We start from the raw sequence: 15,784 nt of genomic DNA, 5'->3' as shown, positions 1-15,784 counted from the left end.
CATTCGATCATCGCGAAACGATCAGATCGCCGCCGGCTCGGTGCGCGGCTTGCGCGTCCGGCGCGGCTTCACGGCATCGTCTTCGTTCGGCGTCGGCTTCAGCGAGAAGGACGGCGGCAGGCGATCGACCTCGATCTGCTCGGCCGGCTGCACCTTCGGCGGGCGGCCGCGACGGCGCACCGGCTGAGGCGCATCATCGCCCGCGGGCGCGACGGCCTCGGCCGGCGTGCTCGCCTCGACGGGCGCTTCGGCGGCGATGGGCGCTGCGGCGCGTGGCGGACGGCCACGGCGCGGGCGGCGCTGCTCATCCTCGCCACGCTCGGCGGTCTCGACCGGCTCAGCGGCCTCAATGCGTTCTGGACGTTCTGGACGTTCGGCACGCTCGAACCGGTCAGGACGTTCGGTCCGCACGGGGCGCTCGGACCGGTCTGAACGGTCGGGACGCTCCCCTCGCTCGGACCGCTCCGGCCGCTCGGAACGATAGGGGCGCTCGCCGCGCGCCGCCCGATCGGGGCGTTCGCCGCGGTTGCCGTCAGCCTCGCCATCGAAATCGCGCTGAGCACTTGTTTCGCGCATCGCAAACATCGGTTCGGACGGGGAGCGCTGCTCCTCATTGCCGGCGCGATCACCCTCGTCGCCATAATCCTCGTCGGACGCATTCTGATAATCGTCGCGGCGCGGGCGCGGCTGCTGATCCTCGAAGCGCGAACGGCTCTCCGCCAGCACGCGGAAATAATGGTCCGCGAACTGAAGATAATATTCGGTATTGACCCGGTCGCCCTGCATCTGAGCGTCCCGCGCCAGCGCCTTGTATTTCTCATGGAGCTGGGCGGCGTTGCCGCGCGCGCGGTTATCGATGCGGTTGCCGCGATCCTGGCCGCCGTTCGAACCATTGGGCCGGGGCGCACCCTGACCACCGCCACGGCCGCGACGGCGGCCGTTCTGCCGATTGTTGATCAACTTTCCGATGTCCTCGTCACTGGTGGTATCGGTTCACCACTCCCCACACCGGGACCGCCCCGGATCACTCAAGGGGCCGGATCGCCCCTAATCGGTTAGATGCACGCCGCTCCGGGCGCGGGACCGAACATGGCCCGCATCCGCCACACGTCATGGCCGCCCAAAGAAACCGGCGCCCCTGCCATTGGAGGTCGTAGCACCGGGCCGGTGCGCGTACGCATCGCAGGCCCGTCCATATCCACCGATGTAGGGGCTCGCTCGGCTTTTTCCAAGCGGAATATATCCGCGCTGCGACAAAAGGATCAGCCGTTGACGATTATCGCGCGGTCGCGTCCGGCAAGGTCGCCGCGCACACCCGCCGCCAGCCCCGCCTCGGCAAACAGCGCGCGCACAGCATCCGCCTGATGCGCGCCGATCTCGATCGCGGCGAGCCCGCCGGGCGCGAGCAGCCGGGCGATTTGCGGCACGAGGCGGCGATAGTCGTCAAGCCCGTCCGGACCGGCGAACAGCGCCGTCGCCGGCTCGAAACGGGCGACATCGGGAGGCAGCGCGGCATCCCGCTCGATATAGGGGGGGTTGCAAAGGATCAGATCGAAGCGCTCGTCGATCCCCTCGGCCCAGTCGCCTTCACGGATCGTCGCGCGGCCGAGCAGCCCGAGCCGCGCGGCGTTGCCCTGCGCGATCCGCACCGCCGCCGCCGACCGGTCGACGCCGAGCCCGGTCGCCTTCGGCCATTCGGCGAGCGCAGCGAGCAGCAGCGCCCCCGATCCGGTGCCGAGATCGAGGACGCGCGCGGGTCCGGCCGCCCCGAAATGCGCGACCGCGGCTTCGACCAGCGTCTCGCTGTCGGGGCGCGGGATCAGCACGCCGGGGCCGACGTCGAGGCTGATCGTCCAGAAGTCGCGATGGCCGATGATATAGGCGACCGGCTCGTGCGCCGCGCGGCGCGCGACCAGCCCGTCGAACGCGGCGGGCGCGGGAATGTCCTGCCAGCCGATCAGCATCACCCCGCGATCGATCCCAAGCGCGTGCGCCATCAGCAGTTCGGCGTCGAGCCGCGCGCTATCGCTCGTCTCCGCCAGGATCGCCGCCGCACGCGCCAGCGCCGCGCGGACGATCTCAGCCATCCAGTTGCGCCAGACGCTCGGCCTCGTCCTCGGCGATCAGCGCGCTGATCAGCTCGTCGAGACCCGGCCCCTCGAGGATTTCGGACAGGCGATGCAGCGTCAGGTTGATGCGGTGGTCGGTGACGCGCCCCTGCGGGAAATTATAGGTGCGGATCCGCTCGGAGCGGTCGCCCGAGCCGACCATCGACTTGCGCGCGCCCGCCCGCGCGCTCGCCAGCCGCTCGCGCTCGATCTCATAGAGCCGGGTGCGCAGCACCTTCAGCGCCTTGGCCTTGTTCTTGTGCTGCGACTTCTCGTCCTGCTGGATCACCACCAGGCCCGAGGGGATATGGGTGATCCGCACTGCGCTGTCGGTGGTGTTGACCGACTGGCCGCCGGGCCCCGAGGACCGGTAGACGTCGATCCGCAGATCCTTCGCCTCGTCGATCTGGACGTCGACCTCCTCGGCCTCGGGCAGCACCGCGACGGTCGCCGCCGAGGTGTGGATGCGCCCGCCCGATTCGGTGACCGGTACGCGCTGGACGCGGTGGACGCCGCTTTCGAACTTGAGCCGCGCGAACACCCCCGCGCCGGTGACACCCGCGACGACCTCTTTATAGCCACCCATGTCGGCGGCGCTCGCCGAGATCAGCTCGACGCGCCAGCCGCGGTCCTCGGCATAGCGCTGGTACATGCGGAACAGGTCGCCCGCGAACAGCGCCGCCTCGTCGCCGCCGGTGCCCGCGCGGATTTCGAGCATCGCCGAGCGTTCGTCGGCGGCGTCGCGCGGCAGCAGCCTGAGCGCCAGGTCACGTTCGGCGGCGGGCAGCTTGGCCTTGATCTCCTCAAGCTCCTCGGCGGCCATCTCGCGCATCTCGGCGTCGCTCGCCTCGTCGTCGGCCAGGCCGCGCAGCACCTCCAGCTCGGCACGCAGGCGACGCACCTCGCCCGCCGCGACCGCGACCGGCTCGATCTCGGCATAGTCCTTGGACAGCTGGACGAACTGGTCCGACGGCAGGTCGCCGCGCGCCATCGACGCCTGCAACTCGTCGCGGCGCGCCTCGATCTGCGCGATCCGCGCCGAGGTTATCGAGACCATCGTGCTCAGGCCTTCAGCGTTTCGACGAGCGCGCCGATGCGCACCCAGCGCTGGGTCTGGTCGGACAGGTGCTTCAGCGCCACCTCGCCCTTCGCCACCTCGTCGTCGCCGATGATCACCGCCCACAGCGCGCCCGACGCGTCGGCCTTCTGCATGCGCTTCTTCATATTGCCCTTATAGGCCATGTCGGCGGCGATGCCGGCGCGGCGGAGATCGGCGAGGATTGCGGTCGCGACGCCCTGAGCCGCCTCGCCCATCGGCACCACCGCGACGTCGATCCGCTCGCGTTCGGGCGCGTCGATCAACATCGCCAGACGTTCGATGCCCGCCGCCCAGCCGACCGCCGGGGTCGGAGGGCCGCCCAGCGCCTCGATCAGCCCGTCATAGCGGCCGCCGCCGATCACGGTGCCCTGCGCGCCCAGCCGGTCGGTGACGAACTCAAAGGCGGTGTGGCGGTAATAGTCGAGCCCGCGCACCAGCCGGGCATTGCGCGTCCAGGCGATGCCGGCGGCCTCCAGGCCCCTGATCACCGTCTCAAAAAAAGCGCCCGCATCCGTCGAGAGAAACGCGTCAATCTCCGGCGCGCTGTCGGCGACCGGCCGGTCGCGCGGGTCTTTCGAATCGAGGATACGCAGCGGGTTCTTGGTGAGGCGGTCGAGGCTGTCCTCGCTGAGCTCGCCCCTGTGCTTCTCGAAATGCGCGACGAGCGCCGCGCGCCAGGCGTCGCGGGTCTCGGCGTCGCCGAGCGTGTTGAGCGTCAGCGTCACGCCCTCGGACACGCCCAGCTCGCGCAGCAGCTGGTCGCCGAGCGCGAGCAGCTCGACATCCGCCAACGGCTCTGCCGAACCGATCACCTCTGCGTCGAGCTGGTGGAACTGGCGGTAGCGGCCCTTCTGCGGACGCTCATAGCGGAACAGCGGCCCATGCGTCGCGATCTTGAGCGGGATATGCTGCTGCCAGCCCTCGGTCAGATAGGCGCGACACAGCCCGGCGGTGAATTCCGGCCGCAGCGTCACCGAATCGCCGCCGCGATCCTCGAAGCTGTACATCTCCTTCGACACGACGTCGGTCGTTTCGCCCAGCGAGCGAGCGAACACCGCGGTCGGCTCGAACACCGGCACCTCGACGCGCCCGAATCCGTAGAGGCGGCGCACCCGGTCGAAGGTCTCGACGACATGGCCGAAACGCAGCGCCGCTTCCCCCAGCATGTCCTGCGTGCCCCGGATCGGGCGCGGTGTTTCGATCTTGCTCATCGTCGCGCCCTTAGAGCAAAATGACGATGGGAGGAAAGATTGCTGTCAGCAAAGCCTTTCCATCCCGGAAATCCGCCACATCGGCCGGTTCGGGGCTTGGCATTCCTTGCAGTGCAGCATAAAGGCGCGGCCATGAACATCGACCTCATCCCCGTGGGCGACGATCCGCCCAACAGCCTCAACGTGATCATCGAAGTGCCTGTGGGCGGCGAACCGGTGAAATATGAGTTCGACAAGAAGTCGGGCGCATTGTTCGTCGATCGCATCCTGCACACGCCGATGCGCTATCCCTGCAATTACGGTTTCGTGCCGCACACCCTGTCGCCCGACGGCGATCCGCTCGACGCTCTGGTCGTCGCGCGCTCGCCCTTCGTGCCCGGCTGCGTCGTCCGCGTGCGGCCGATCGCGGTGCTCAAGCTCGAAGACGAGGCTGGCGGCGACGAGAAGCTGCTGACCGTGCCGGTCGACGGCACCTTCCCCTATTATTCCAATGTCGGCGAGAAGGACGACCTGCCCGAGATCGTCATGCAGCAGATCGAGCATTTCTTCACCCACTATAAGGATCTCGAACCCAAGAAGTGGGTGCGGATCGGCAAGTGGGGCGATGCCGACGAAGCCCGCCAGATCGTCGTCGAGGCGATCGAGGCGGCCAAGAAGGCCAAGGCGGCCTGACTCCGGACACCATCCGGCGAGAGCCTGGTAGAGACATGAGGGCCCCAGCCATCCGGCGGGGCCCTTGTTTTTTGTGGTTGCGCCAGCCCGTACCGATCGGTACGGAACTATCATGTTGCACCGCCGCGCCTCGGGTCAGAACTACGCCTTCGTTGTCATTGCCGTCACCTTCGTGACCCTGCTGGTCGCGGCGGCGCTGCGCTCCGCTCCCAGCGTCATGATCGTACCGCTCGAACTCGCCTTCGGCTGGGACCGGGCGACCGTCTCACTGGCAGCGGCAGTCGGCATCTTCCTCTATGGCCTCAGCGGTCCCTTCGCGGCAGCGCTGATGCAGAGCTTCGGCCTGCGCCGGACGATGATCGGCGCGCTCGCGCTGATCGCCGGGTCGGTTCTGGCCAGCCTGTGGATGACGCAGAGCTGGCATTATATCCTGACCTGGGGCGTGATCTCCGGCGTCGGCACCGGCGCGATCGCCCCGGTGCTGGGCGCGACGATCGTCAACCGCTGGTTCGCCGCACGGCGCGGGCTGATGATGGGCCTGCTCACCGCCAGCACGGCGACCGGCGCGCTGATCTTCCTGCCGGCGATGGCGTGGCTGACGCGCAACGGCGCCTGGACGCCGGTCGCGCTGTGCGTCGGGATCGCAACCGCCGCGCTGATCCCGGTGGTGTGGCTGCTGATGCCCGAAACCCCGGCCGCGATCGGCGCGGTGCGCTATGGCGAAGCGCCGGGCACGCCGCCGCCGCCCGCGCCGCCGCGCGGCGCGATGCTGGCGATCGAGACGCTGACCTCGGCGGCGCGCACGCCGATGTTCTGGATGTTGTTCGGCACTTTCCTGATCTGCGGACTGACCACCAACGGCCTCGTCGGCACCCATCTGATCGCCTATTGCGGCGACAACGGCATATCGCCGGTGCAGGCGGCGGGGCTGCTGTCGCTGATGGGGCTGTTCGATCTGGTCGGCACCACCGCCTCGGGCTGGCTGACCGACCGCTACGATCCGCGCAAGCTGCTCTTCGTCTATTATGGGCTGCGCGGCCTGTCGCTGATGGCGCTGCCCGCGCTCAACTTCCAGCCGACCGGGCTGCTGCTCTTCGCGGTCTTCTACGGGCTCGACTGGATCGCCACGGTGCCGCCGACGCTGGCGCTCGCCAACCGCCATTTCGGCGAGGCCCGGGCGCCGATCATATTCGGCTGGATCATGACCGGGCACCAGATCGGCGCCGCGATCGCCGCCTTCGGCGCGGGGCTCATTCGCGAGGAAACCGGCAGCTATCTGCTCGCCTTCACCATCGCCGGGGCCTTCGGCCTGCTCGCCGCGCTGATGGCGGTCACGATTGCGCGGAACGCCACCCCGGCGGCAGCTATTTGATCCTCAACCGCTCATCCTAAGGAGCCACTGAGCCTGTCGAAGTGGCGTCTCGAAGGACGCCCCAAGCATGATCCTTCGAGAAGGGGCTTCGCCAAGCTCAGCCCCTCCTCAGGATGAGCGGATCAGAAGGTGATGAGCGCGCCGGAAAAAGGCGATCCCGCCCCTTGCATGGAATCGGCCGCCCCCCTATAGGGCCCCGACTTGGCTCAATCCGGTCGGCTCCCGAGCCGCAGAAAACGACCGGATCTCCGTCGGGGAGTAGCTCAGCCTGGTAGAGCACTGTCTTCGGGAGGCAGGGGCCGGAGGTTCGAATCCTCTCTCCCCGACCATTTCTTAAGATCGCGCCAATCCTCACTCCGCGTCGGGTTGCACCGATGGATGCGCCCGCTGGAAAGCGTCGAGTTCGGCGCAGTGCGCGTCGATCGCGACCAGCGTGGGGAAGGGCGCGACGTCGCAGTTCAGCCGGCGGGCGTTGAACATCTGCGGAACCAGGCAACAATCGGCGATCGTCGGGCTGTCGCCGAAGATGTAGCGCCCGCTACACCCCTTTGCGGCGACGAAGGCCTCGAGCCGGGCGAGCCCGTCCTCGACCCAATGGCGATACCATGTGTCGATCGCGTCCTGCTCCTGGCCGAGATCGCTCTTGAGATAGCGCAGCACCCGCAGATTCGCGAGCGGGTGGATGTCACACGCAATCAGCAGGGCAGCGGCGCGGACATAGGCGCGCGGCGCGAAACCGTGCGGCAGCAGCGCCGGATCGGGATAGCGTTCCTCCAGATATTCGATGATCGCCAGCGACTGGACGAGGAGGCCGTCATCGCTGTCGAGCGCGGGAATCAGCCCCTGCGGATTATGTTCGGCGCGATAGGCGGGCAGCGGCTCCTTGTGAAGCAGATGCACCGCCTCCTGCTCGGCTTCGATCCCCTTGAGATTGAGCGCGATCCGCACGCGATAGGCCGCCGAGGACCGGAAATAGCTGTAGAGCTTCATGCGGACACCTTCCTCACGTGGCTCTAATCCGCCACGGCAAAAGCATCAATTGTACTTATGGGAATGCCGCCTTATAGCGACGCCGCGTCGGGGAGTGGCGCAGGCTGGTAGCGCACCTGGTTTGGGACCAGGGGGTCGCAGGTTCGAATCCTGTCTCCCCGACCATTTTCCGTCGTTGGTCCTCTCGCACCCCGTCAATCGAGGAGCGAGCTCTGCACCTCCGGGAGCCGGCTGCGATACGCTTCGACGAAGTCGATGAAAGCGTCATGATCCATGGCGATGGTCGAGCCTTCGCGGCCCGCTGCGCGGATCCGGCTTTCCATCATAGTGATAGCGGCCTTCAGGCCGCCGGTCATCTTGACCAGCCTCTCATGATCGCCGTCGCCAGACGATATCTCCGAGCGAAGGCGCGTAAAAATCAGCAGCAGCCCGAGCGGTACCTTGTGATGCTGGGCCAGCGCATCGAGCTGGGTATAGGATACAAGCTGCTTGTCCTTAGTAAGCTTGTACAGAGAGTCTTCGCTGATCCCTATCTTATGCCTGCGGAACTTGAGGAAATTTTCCGATCGCTTGAGGATATCGGCAAACTCCGTCACCGCCTTGCGCACATTCCCGCCGAACTGCTGGTGAATAGTGTCGTAAAATAGCCGGCGAATGCTTTCGGGATTGAGCCGCTCGATGGCCTTGTCAATCCGATTGAACTCGCCGACCGACCGGCCATTCCTCCGGAAAAACTTCAAGGCTGGACCCGAATCCTCGGCCATCATCGCGCCTCCTGCTTGGCCTGGTGCGTATAATGCACCAATGAGCGCGCTGGTGCGACGTTCATCGCATCCATTTCGGATATTGCATGTAAAAAGGGTTAAGGAGACATTTTATCCAGCAGCGAAGACAGACCGAATCACTCGCTGCATGGTGCCAGATTGGCAAACCGGCCGAGTCCCGCCGGTGTTTCTCAGGGTGCTCGCAGTAGCGGGAGCTGGCGAGCAAAGCAATCTCCTTGTCGGGCCCGAGATTGCCTATGCGTTTTTCTGAAAAACAGAACCCTCGGACCGCCAGAGAGACGATCCGAGGGCCCATTTCCGAACGCGAGTCGAAGCGCGTCCGGAGCATGGGGGAAGTCGCTTAGACCATGGAGACAGTCATGAACGCCAAATCCCCACATGTAATTGTTATAACTGCTCTTACTACTTTAGCCCATAACACCCAAGCTGGCGCGGAAGCTCTGAGCCATATGATGCCTTGGTCGATTGGATCGCCTGCGAAGCTCGTTTCAGAGGCCGCAGCCGCCGTCGTCATGTGGCTGCTTGTCTTCCACGCCGTACCATTCACCCTCAGGCTTATTGTGAAGATTCTCGATTTCATAGGAGAAAGTGTAGACCGTTGCTGCATTGCCGGCACGCGGCAGACGATCCGAATCCTTTCGATGGTCGTGGAACGGCTCAAGCATAGCCTGGGCGATTGATCCAAGCAGGAATCCTGGCCCGGCACGCGAACGCCAGCCCGCAGACAAGAGCAACAATCCCGGGGAAGGACGATCGTCCGGACTGATCTGAGCAGCGGAAAACCCCAAAAAAGGAATGGCCCCCGCTCCGGGGGCGGGGAGCGAGGGCCGACCTGACGTTCGTCACGCAGGCGGGGCGCAGCCATTGTTCTCAAGCAACAGGGGGGAATCTTGAGAACGATTGCGCCCGCTGGACGTGTATTAGGCGACCCAACCTGTCGCCTGTATGAACGGGGCTGTTATTTGCGCGGCCCCTTCGGGCGTGGGTCGTCCCATTTGAACGTCTTGTCGGAAATCGGCACGCCATAGCGCTGATTCGTGAGCCGCACCGTCGATCGTCCGTTCTGCGCGTCGAGCACCGTCCAGCCGGCGAGACTGAGCCCGCCCGGGCCGCTGCCGCGCGCGAACAAGATGGTGATCGTGCCGAACTCGGGATGCTTGGGGTCGCGCGCCTCGACCTGGATCGTGCCCGGCGTCGGCGACGCTATCACCCGCGCGAAGCGGCTCATGTCCTTGTTGGGATTGATCAGCACCGACAGCGGCGAATTGCCGACCGGCCAGCGCGACACCTGCTTCACCGAATAGTCGATCATCGTCAGCGCATCGCCGTCGCCGACGATCAGCAGCGGCACGCCCGGCTGATATTGGAAGCGGACCTTGCCGGGCTGGCGCAGGCTCAGCTTGCCCGACAGCGATTTGCCCTTGCGGTCGGTCTGGACGAAATCGGCGGTCATCGTGCTGATCCCGCGCAGATGGGCCTGCACCTCGGCGAGCGACCCGTTTTGCGCATGCGCGGGGGCGGCGATGACGATCGCGGCGGGAATCAGCGAGGCGATGAGCGGGCGCATGGCGGTCCTGTTCTGGTTCGTTGTGGCGGCGCTTATGCCCAAGCGCCGCTGAATTGGGAATGAAGCGCGGCGGCGTAACAAAGTTCCGTCTCCGCGACACCGCTCTCTATATCGGCGGCATGACGTGCCGCGCGCTGACTCGGGCCGAACGCCGCCTCGCCGAATCGATGTTCGGCGACGCGATCGATCTCGACCGCGTCGCGATCCACCGGGCGCGCTGGTGGCGCTTCCAGCCCCGGCAGGCGATCATGGCCCCCGACGGCGATCTCTGGTGCCACCCGCGGGGCGATCTCTACCGCGCCTGCTACGCCTCGGGCAGCCTGACGATGCAGGCGCTGTTCGTCCATGAGATGACCCATGTCTGGCAGGCGCAGCGGGGCGGCCGCTGGTATCTGCCGCTGATGCGCCACCCCTTCTGCCGCTATTCCTATGCGATCAGGCCGGGCAAGCCCTTCGCCCGCTATGGGATCGAACAGCAGGCGGAGATCGTGGCGGATGCCTTCCTCCTGCGCAGCGGCGTGCCACGACCGGGCAAGCCGGGGCTGGAAACATATGAGGCGCTGCTGCCTTTCTCCCCCTCCCCGCCAAGAGAGGGGGAGAAAGCCAGGCTTTGAGAAATATCTCACAGCGACTACACCGCGCCCATGATCCCAACCGGCCTTCTCGGCGGCAGCTTCAACCCCGCGCATTACAGCCATCGCCACATCAGCCGCTTCGCGATCCGCGCGCTGGGCCTGCGCGAGATGTGGTGGCTGGTGTCGCCCGGCAATCCGCTCAAGCCCGCGAAGGGGATGGCCCCGCTCCACGCGCGCCTGGCCTCGGCGCACGCCATGGCGCGCCGCGCGCCGATACGCCCGACCGCGATCGAGGCGCGGCTGGGCACGCGCTACACCGCCGATACGATGCGCGCGCTGGTCCGCCGCTACCCCAATCGCCGCTTCATCTGGGTAATGGGGGCCGACAATCTGGCGCAATTCGACAGATGGCGCGATTGGCGCGGTATCGCGCGCAGCGTCGCCATTGCCGTCGTCGCGCGTCCGGGTTATGATGGGGGTGCCCGCGCCTCCGGGGCGATGGGCTGGTTGCGGCGTTTCGTCCGGCCCGTGGCCAAGGCGAAGAATTGGACGGCATGGAGACCGCCAGCGCTCGTGCTGCTGCACTTTTATCCTGATCGCGGTTCCGCAACGCGGCTCCGGGCCAAGGACCCTAGCTGGCATCGTTCCTACAGCAACACAGGCCTGCGCGATCGCGTGACGCGCCGTCCGCTTCCATGAAGGAGGTAATTTGACCACCCCAGACCCTTCGGCCCGGCTCCATGAGCTCGTGCTGAAATCCCTCGACGACGACCAGGCCGTCGAAACCGTCTCGATCCCGCTCGCCGGCAAATCCTCCATCGCCGACCATATGGTGATCGCCTCCGGGCGTTCGACCCGTCAGGTCGCGTCGATGGCGACCAAGCTGGCCGACAAGATCAAGGCCGAGACCGGCCGCGCCGTGCGCATCGAAGGGCTGCCGACCGCGGACTGGGTGCTGATCGACGCCGGCGACGTCATCGTCCACCTGTTCCGGCCCGAGGTCCGCAGCTTCTACAATCTCGAACGGATGTGGAACTTCGGCGACGCGCCCGCCCCGGTCGCGGCGCAAGCCTGACCTGACAACCTCCAGCGGCAAGGGGGTCGCTTTGCTGCTGCATATCGTTGCGCGCGGAAAGATCGGCCGCAGTCCGGAGGCCGATCTGGTCGATCGCTATCTCAAGCGGATCATCTGGCCGACGCGGATCACCGAATTGCCCGACAGCGGGGGCAAGATCCCGCTGCGCGACCCCGGCACCGTCATCATCATGCTCGACGAGAAGGGCGAACAGCTCGGCTCGATGGCCTTTGCCGAAAAGCTGGGCCGCTGGCGCGATGACGGGCGGCGCGAATGCCGCTTCCTGATCGGCGCGGCCGACGGCTTCGACGAGGAGCAGCGTCGCGAGGCCGACATGCTCTTCGCTTTCGGCAAGGCGACCTGGCCGCACATGCTCGCCCGCGCGATGCTCGCCGAACAGCTGTGGCGCGCGACAAGCATCCTCGCCGGCCATCCTTATCATCGCGAGGGGTGATGGAACGGTATGCCCTTCAAAATCCTCTCCGGGACGGGGAGGGGGACCGCCGTAGGCAGTGGAGGGGGGCCGTCCCAAACGCTATCGCTCGGCGCGGCCCCCCTCCACCATCTTTCAGATGGTCCCCCTCCCGGGGAGGATTTTTGGTCGCCCTCCTCCTCCTCCTCTTCGCCACCCCTGCCGCGGCGCTCGATCACGATCCCGCCGTCCGTGAACAGCAACGCGCCTTGCTGACCGCCAAGCGTAATGCCACTGCGGCCCAGCGCCGCGCCGCCGGGCTCGAACGGCAGGCGCGGGCGATGACCCGCGCCGCCGATCGGGCCCAGGCCGAACAGGCCGCCGCTGCCGCCGCGATCCAGGCGTCCGAGGCGCGGATCGCCGCTGCGCAGGCGCAGGTCGGCATCGTCGATCGGCTGCGCGCTCGCCAGCGCGCCCGGCTCGCCGAGCGCCAGGGCCCGATCGTCCGGCTGACTGCGGCGCTTCAGACGATGGCGCGCCGTCCCGCCGCGCTCGCGCTGGTCCAGCCGGGATCGGTCGACGACATGGTCCACGTCCGCGCCCTGCTCGGATCGACCCTGCCCGAGATACGCGCGCGCACCGCCGGACTGCGCGCCGAAGTCGCACGCGGCGACGCGCTTCGCCGCGAGGCGGGGCGGGCGGTCGCCGCGTTGCGCCGCGAGCAGCGCCAGCTTGAGGTCAGCCGCCTCGCGCTAGCCCGGCTGGAGGCCGACCAGCGCCGCCGCTCTCAGGGGCTGGTCGACGATGCGATGGCCGAGCAGGACCGGATGATCGCGATGGGCGAAAAGGCGCGCGACATCGCCCAGCTGATCGACGACCTCGGCGATCAGGCCGATATCCGCACCCGGCTGGCCAGCCTGTCCGGCCCGCTGCTGCGCCCCGCCATCCCCGGCCGCGCGCCCCCGCCGCCGCCCGAGATGATGCGCCTCGCCGCCGAGGCGAACGCGCCGCCGCCCTATCGGCTGCCGGTGCTGGGCAAGCTCGTCACCGGCATGGGCGAGCTGTCGGAATCGGGGGTGCGCGCGCGCGGCATAACCCTGGCCACCGCCCGCGCCGCACAGGTCGTCGCCCCGGCGGGCGGGCGAGTCGCCTATGCCGGGCCGTTCCGCAGCTATCCCGGCATCGTCATCATCGACCATGACAATGGCTGGGCCACGCTCATCACCGGGCTGCGTCGCCCGCATGTCCGCGTCGGCCAGGACGTCATCCAGGGTAGCCCGCTCGGCACCGCCGACGGCGCATCGCCGCGCATTACCGTCGAACTGCGCCGCAACAGCCGGCCGGTGGATATCCTGCCGATTTTGTCGGGAGGCTGAGCAACTCCCCAACCGTCATCCTGAACTTGTTTCAGGATCCACCAGGCGGTGTGAGGATGGTTGAGGTGCTACGCGCGCGTTCTCGGCAAGAGCCTGTCGCTTATCTTAAGGCTCATGGTGGATCCTGAAACAAGTTCAGGACGACCCGGTGTTTGCCGACATGTTCATTGACCTGCAATCCTTTGCCAAGCATCTTTATGGCAGGCAGACTCGACGCAAGTCCTATTTCACGGACCGCGAAAAGCCTGTACGATAAGCGCTCCCGTTGAGGATGAAGCTCCTGATGAAGACGAAGACCCTGTTGCGTTCGGTTGGACTTTTCGGCGCTGGTGCGCTGGCCGCCACTCTCACCCCCGCGATCAGCGCGGTCGACATGAGCACCTATAAGGAGCTCGACCAGTTCATGAGCGTGTTCGAGCGCGTCCGCGCCGACTATGTCGACAAGGTCGACGACCGCACGCTGATGAAGGGCGCAATCGACGGCATGCTCGCCAGCCTCGATCCGCACAGCGCCTATCTCGACGCACGCGACCGGCAGAATATGCGTACCCAGACGCAGGGCTCCTATGGAGGGCTCGGCCTCTCGGTCACGATGGAGGACGGGGCGGTCAAGATCATGACCGCGCAGGAGGATACCCCGGCGCAGAAGGCGGGCCTCAAGACCGGCGACTATATCACCCATCTCGACGGCAAGCTGCTCTATGGCGGCACGCTCGACGAGGCGGTCGACCAGATGCGCGGCAAGCCCGGTTCGAAGATCTCGGTGACGATCGTGCGCCCCGGCCGCGACAAGCCGTTCGACGTCTCGCTGACCCGCGAGCTGATTCAGCTCAAGCCGGTCAAGTGGGAGGTCAAGGACCAGGTCGGCATCATCAACATCAATACCTTCGTCAACTCGAACACCGGCGATTCGGTGCGCGCGGCGATCGCGGGGATCCAGAAGTCGCTCGGCCACGATCCGCTCGGCTATGTGATTGATCTGCGCTCGAACCCCGGCGGCCTGCTCGACCAGGCAATCGACGTCTCGGACATCTTCCTCGAGCGCGGCGAGATCGTCTCCCAGCGCGGGCGTGAGAAGACCGACATCGAGCGCCGCTACGCGACGCCGGGCGACCTCGCGCATGGCCTGCCGATCATCGTTCTGGTCGATGCCGGCTCGGCCTCGGCGGCGGAAATCGTCGCGGGCGCGCTGCAGGATCAGAAGCGCGCGCTGGTGATGGGCGAGCGCAGCTTCGGCAAGGGCTCGGTCCAGACCGTCCTCGAACTGTCCGACGACACCGCGCTCAAGCTGACCACGGCGCGCTATTACACGCCGTCGGGCCGTTCGGTGCAGGAGGGCGGCATCGCCCCCGATATCCTGGTGCCACAGATCAGCGATGCCGATTACAAGAGCCGTCCGCGCCTGCGCGAGGCCGATCTGCGCCGTCATCTGATCAACGAGGCGAAGATAGACGACAAGGTGCTCGAGGATGACGGCAAGACCGATCCGCGCTTCATCCTGACCGCCGACGCGCTCAAGAAGCAGGGCATCGACGACTTCCAGCTCGATTATGCGATCAAGACGCTGTCGCGCATGGCGCAGCCCGCGATGCGTACAGCGCTGGCGGGCGGCAAGCGCGGGGCGCGTTGATCCGGTTTCAGTTTCGCTGAAACATGCGGTACCGGCCCGCGCATCCGCGTGAGCGGATCGAACAAATACAAAAATACTGGCCCTCTTCCGCCAGGAAGAGGGCCAGCCGTTTTATTCCTCGGAAAGATCAGGCCTGCTTGCGGCCGAAGCCGGCGGCCGCCGCAGGGCGGCGCATCGCGGTGACCGAGTTCTTGGTCAGCTCGCGCTCGAACTGGGCGAGCGTCTCGATCAGCAGGGGGCGCAGGCGAAGGATTTCGGCGTCGAGCGCGTCGGGGGCGCTATGCTCTTCGACGCAGCGGCGCGCGCTATGTTCGATATGCTCGGCGAGCTTGCCCAGCGCCTCGCCGCCGAACTGGAGCGAATCACCCTTCAGCGTGTGCGCGGGACGCACCATCGAGACGGCGTCGCGCAGCTTGTACGCCTGCTCGACCGCGACGACGCACTTGGCAGCATCGTCCCGATAATAGCCAAGAATCTTGGCAAAATCGTTGCCGATCAGATCGCGCGTCTGGCCGAAGGTCGTCCAGTTCACCACGCCGTTGCCCGCTTGCCCCATAGCAATTCCCTGCTCGCCATCTTGGCTCTCAGCTTGGACCATAGGACAGGGTCGTAAATGATGCGTTACCGGGATAGCCTTGAATGCGCTCGCTTTTCCATTTTGGGGTAGCGAAACGATCGGGAATTATCCGTAGGTCTTCGACCTATGTCTAAGGTGCTGCGACGATCCAGGCGGTCGTCTCCTCGGCCGCCGTCACCGACCAGCCCTGCGTCGCGGCAAGCGCCGCGATCTCGCCCGGGGCGATCGGGTCGTCGGCCAGGATCAGCACCGGGCCGCCGCTTTCACGCATTGCCCGCGCCAGCCGCAACGCCGGCCAGGGACAGCGCATGCCCCGCGCATCGACCCGCTCCATC

Annotated in this window: 18 protein-coding genes and 2 tRNA genes; 11 read left to right on the top strand and 9 right to left on the bottom strand. The window is 66.6% G+C overall.

The genetic code is table 11. From position 1 onward, the window contains the following. Positions 1–21: 21 nt before the first annotated feature. The 4 genes from ASE00_RS19445 to hisS all read right to left on the bottom strand — a co-directional run bounded on the left by ASE00_RS19445 (position 22) and on the right by hisS (position 4,418). Complete coding sequence (locus tag ASE00_RS19445; RefSeq protein WP_056383350.1) at positions 22–960, bottom strand: DUF4167 domain-containing protein; 939 nt, start codon at positions 958–960, stop codon at positions 22–24. Positions 961–1,262: 302 nt separating this feature from the next. Next, entirely contained in the window at positions 1,263–2,087 is an 825-nt protein-coding gene (prmC, locus tag ASE00_RS19440) for a peptide chain release factor N(5)-glutamine methyltransferase (protein WP_056383349.1), read from the bottom strand. Then, positions 2,080–3,165, bottom strand: a complete 1,086-nt coding sequence (gene prfA, locus ASE00_RS19435) for a peptide chain release factor 1 (protein WP_056383348.1) — start codon at positions 3,163–3,165, stop codon at positions 2,080–2,082. Before prfA ends, prmC begins: the two co-directional genes overlap by 8 nt. A 5-nt stretch (positions 3,166–3,170) precedes the next feature. After that, positions 3,171–4,418: a histidine--tRNA ligase gene (gene hisS / locus ASE00_RS19430; protein WP_056383347.1), complete on the bottom strand. Its 1,248-nt coding sequence runs from the start codon at positions 4,416–4,418 to the stop codon at positions 3,171–3,173. 132 nt (positions 4,419–4,550) lie between these two features. On the opposite strand from hisS, the gene ppa reads away from it, so the two are divergent. The 3 genes from ppa (at position 4,551) to ASE00_RS19415 (ending at position 6,791) form a co-directional block, all read left to right on the top strand. Further along, complete coding sequence (ppa, locus tag ASE00_RS19425) at positions 4,551–5,090, top strand: inorganic diphosphatase (RefSeq protein ID WP_056383346.1); 540 nt, start codon at positions 4,551–4,553, stop codon at positions 5,088–5,090. 112 nt (positions 5,091–5,202) lie between these two features. Next, positions 5,203–6,462, top strand: coding sequence for an MFS transporter (locus ASE00_RS19420; protein WP_056383345.1), 1,260 nt, complete (start codon positions 5,203–5,205; stop codon positions 6,460–6,462). A gap of 252 nt (positions 6,463–6,714) precedes the next feature. After that, positions 6,715–6,791 (top strand) — tRNA-Pro (locus tag ASE00_RS19415). Between the two features lie 22 nt (positions 6,792–6,813). Here the strand turns inward: ASE00_RS19415 and maiA are convergent. Next, positions 6,814–7,452 carry a maleylacetoacetate isomerase gene (gene maiA / locus ASE00_RS19410; RefSeq protein ID WP_056383344.1) on the bottom strand — a complete coding sequence of 213 codons (639 nt, stop codon included), beginning with the start codon at positions 7,450–7,452 and terminating at the stop codon, positions 6,814–6,816. 88 nt (positions 7,453–7,540) lie between these two features. On the opposite strand from maiA, the gene ASE00_RS19405 reads away from it, so the two are divergent. Beyond that, positions 7,541–7,617, top strand: a tRNA-Pro gene (locus tag ASE00_RS19405). A gap of 29 nt (positions 7,618–7,646) precedes the next feature. Here ASE00_RS19405 and ASE00_RS19400 read toward each other — a convergent pair. Then, on the bottom strand, positions 7,647–8,219 hold the full coding sequence (locus ASE00_RS19400) for a hypothetical protein (protein WP_056383343.1): 573 nt from the start codon (positions 8,217–8,219) through the stop codon (positions 7,647–7,649). A gap of 377 nt (positions 8,220–8,596) precedes the next feature. Between ASE00_RS19400 and ASE00_RS19395 the strand changes: the two genes are divergently transcribed. Continuing rightward, positions 8,597–8,917 (top strand): hypothetical protein, encoded by a 321-nt coding sequence (locus ASE00_RS19395; protein ID WP_156405517.1) that lies wholly within the window; start codon positions 8,597–8,599, stop codon positions 8,915–8,917. 278 nt (positions 8,918–9,195) lie between these two features. Here the strand turns inward: ASE00_RS19395 and ASE00_RS19390 are convergent, their stop codons facing one another. Further along, a complete protein-coding gene (locus tag ASE00_RS19390) occupies positions 9,196–9,804 on the bottom strand; it encodes a LolA family protein (protein WP_056383341.1) in 609 nt (202 codons plus the stop codon). A 119-nt stretch (positions 9,805–9,923) separates the two neighbouring features. On the opposite strand from ASE00_RS19390, the gene ASE00_RS19385 reads away from it, so the two are divergent. The 6 genes from ASE00_RS19385 to ASE00_RS19360 all read left to right on the top strand — a co-directional run bounded on the left by ASE00_RS19385 (position 9,924) and on the right by ASE00_RS19360 (position 14,872). Next, positions 9,924–10,418, top strand: a complete 495-nt coding sequence (locus ASE00_RS19385; protein WP_056383399.1) for a hypothetical protein — start codon at positions 9,924–9,926, stop codon at positions 10,416–10,418. A gap of 30 nt (positions 10,419–10,448) precedes the next feature. Continuing rightward, complete coding sequence (locus ASE00_RS19380) at positions 10,449–11,078, top strand: nicotinate-nucleotide adenylyltransferase (RefSeq protein ID WP_056383340.1); 630 nt, start codon at positions 10,449–10,451, stop codon at positions 11,076–11,078. Positions 11,079–11,088: 10 nt separating this feature from the next. Beyond that, positions 11,089–11,454, top strand: coding sequence for a ribosome silencing factor (rsfS, locus tag ASE00_RS19375; RefSeq protein WP_056383339.1), 366 nt, complete (start codon positions 11,089–11,091; stop codon positions 11,452–11,454). A 31-nt stretch (positions 11,455–11,485) separates the two neighbouring features. After that, a complete protein-coding gene (locus ASE00_RS19370; RefSeq protein ID WP_056383338.1) occupies positions 11,486–11,908 on the top strand; it encodes a 23S rRNA (pseudouridine(1915)-N(3))-methyltransferase RlmH in 423 nt (140 codons plus the stop codon). Between the two features lie 143 nt (positions 11,909–12,051). Next, positions 12,052–13,242, top strand: a complete 1,191-nt coding sequence (locus ASE00_RS19365; protein WP_056383337.1) for a murein hydrolase activator EnvC family protein — start codon at positions 12,052–12,054, stop codon at positions 13,240–13,242. Between the two features lie 283 nt (positions 13,243–13,525). Then, entirely contained in the window at positions 13,526–14,872 is a 1,347-nt protein-coding gene (locus ASE00_RS19360) for a S41 family peptidase (protein WP_056383398.1), read from the top strand. A gap of 127 nt (positions 14,873–14,999) precedes the next feature. Here ASE00_RS19360 and ASE00_RS19355 read toward each other — a convergent pair whose 3' ends face one another. Together ASE00_RS19355 and ASE00_RS19350 are read right to left on the bottom strand one after the other, a co-directional pair. Continuing rightward, entirely contained in the window at positions 15,000–15,428 is a 429-nt protein-coding gene (locus tag ASE00_RS19355) for an Hpt domain-containing protein (protein ID WP_056383336.1), read from the bottom strand. A 151-nt stretch (positions 15,429–15,579) separates the two neighbouring features. Next, entirely contained in the window at positions 15,580–15,783 is a 204-nt protein-coding gene (locus ASE00_RS19350) for a sulfurtransferase TusA family protein (protein WP_056383335.1), read from the bottom strand. Position 15,784: the final 1 nt, after the last annotated feature.

Source organism: Sphingomonas sp. Root710 (assembly GCF_001429065.1).
Lineage (GTDB): Bacteria > Pseudomonadota > Alphaproteobacteria > Sphingomonadales > Sphingomonadaceae > Rhizorhabdus.
This window is presented reverse-complemented; position numbering and strand designations above follow the sequence as displayed.

Coding starts and splice junctions, on each gene's coding strand:
- prmC (WP_056383349.1), bottom strand. CDS start 2,087: ATGGCTGAGATCGTCCGCGCGGCGCTGGCGCGTGCGGCGGCGATCCTG.
- prfA (WP_056383348.1), bottom strand. CDS start 3,165: ATGGTCTCGATAACCTCGGCGCGGATCGCGCAGATCGAGGCGCGCCGC.
- hisS (WP_056383347.1), bottom strand. CDS start 4,418: ATGAGCAAGATCGAAACACCGCGCCCGATCCGGGGCACGCAGGACATG.
- ppa (WP_056383346.1), top strand. CDS start 4,551: ATGAACATCGACCTCATCCCCGTGGGCGACGATCCGCCCAACAGCCTC.
- ASE00_RS19420 (WP_056383345.1), top strand. CDS start 5,203: ATGTTGCACCGCCGCGCCTCGGGTCAGAACTACGCCTTCGTTGTCATT.
- maiA (WP_056383344.1), bottom strand. CDS start 7,452: ATGAAGCTCTACAGCTATTTCCGGTCCTCGGCGGCCTATCGCGTGCGG.
- ASE00_RS19400 (WP_056383343.1), bottom strand. CDS start 8,219: ATGATGGCCGAGGATTCGGGTCCAGCCTTGAAGTTTTTCCGGAGGAAT.
- ASE00_RS19395 (WP_156405517.1), top strand. CDS start 8,597: ATGAACGCCAAATCCCCACATGTAATTGTTATAACTGCTCTTACTACT.
- ASE00_RS19390 (WP_056383341.1), bottom strand. CDS start 9,804: ATGCGCCCGCTCATCGCCTCGCTGATTCCCGCCGCGATCGTCATCGCC.
- ASE00_RS19385 (WP_056383399.1), top strand. CDS start 9,924: ATGACGTGCCGCGCGCTGACTCGGGCCGAACGCCGCCTCGCCGAATCG.
- ASE00_RS19380 (WP_056383340.1), top strand. CDS start 10,449: ATGATCCCAACCGGCCTTCTCGGCGGCAGCTTCAACCCCGCGCATTAC.
- ASE00_RS19360 (WP_056383398.1), top strand. CDS start 13,526: ATGAAGACGAAGACCCTGTTGCGTTCGGTTGGACTTTTCGGCGCTGGT.
- ASE00_RS19355 (WP_056383336.1), bottom strand. CDS start 15,428: ATGGGGCAAGCGGGCAACGGCGTGGTGAACTGGACGACCTTCGGCCAG.
- ASE00_RS19350 (WP_056383335.1), bottom strand. CDS start 15,783: ATGGAGCGGGTCGATGCGCGGGGCATGCGCTGTCCCTGGCCGGCGTTG.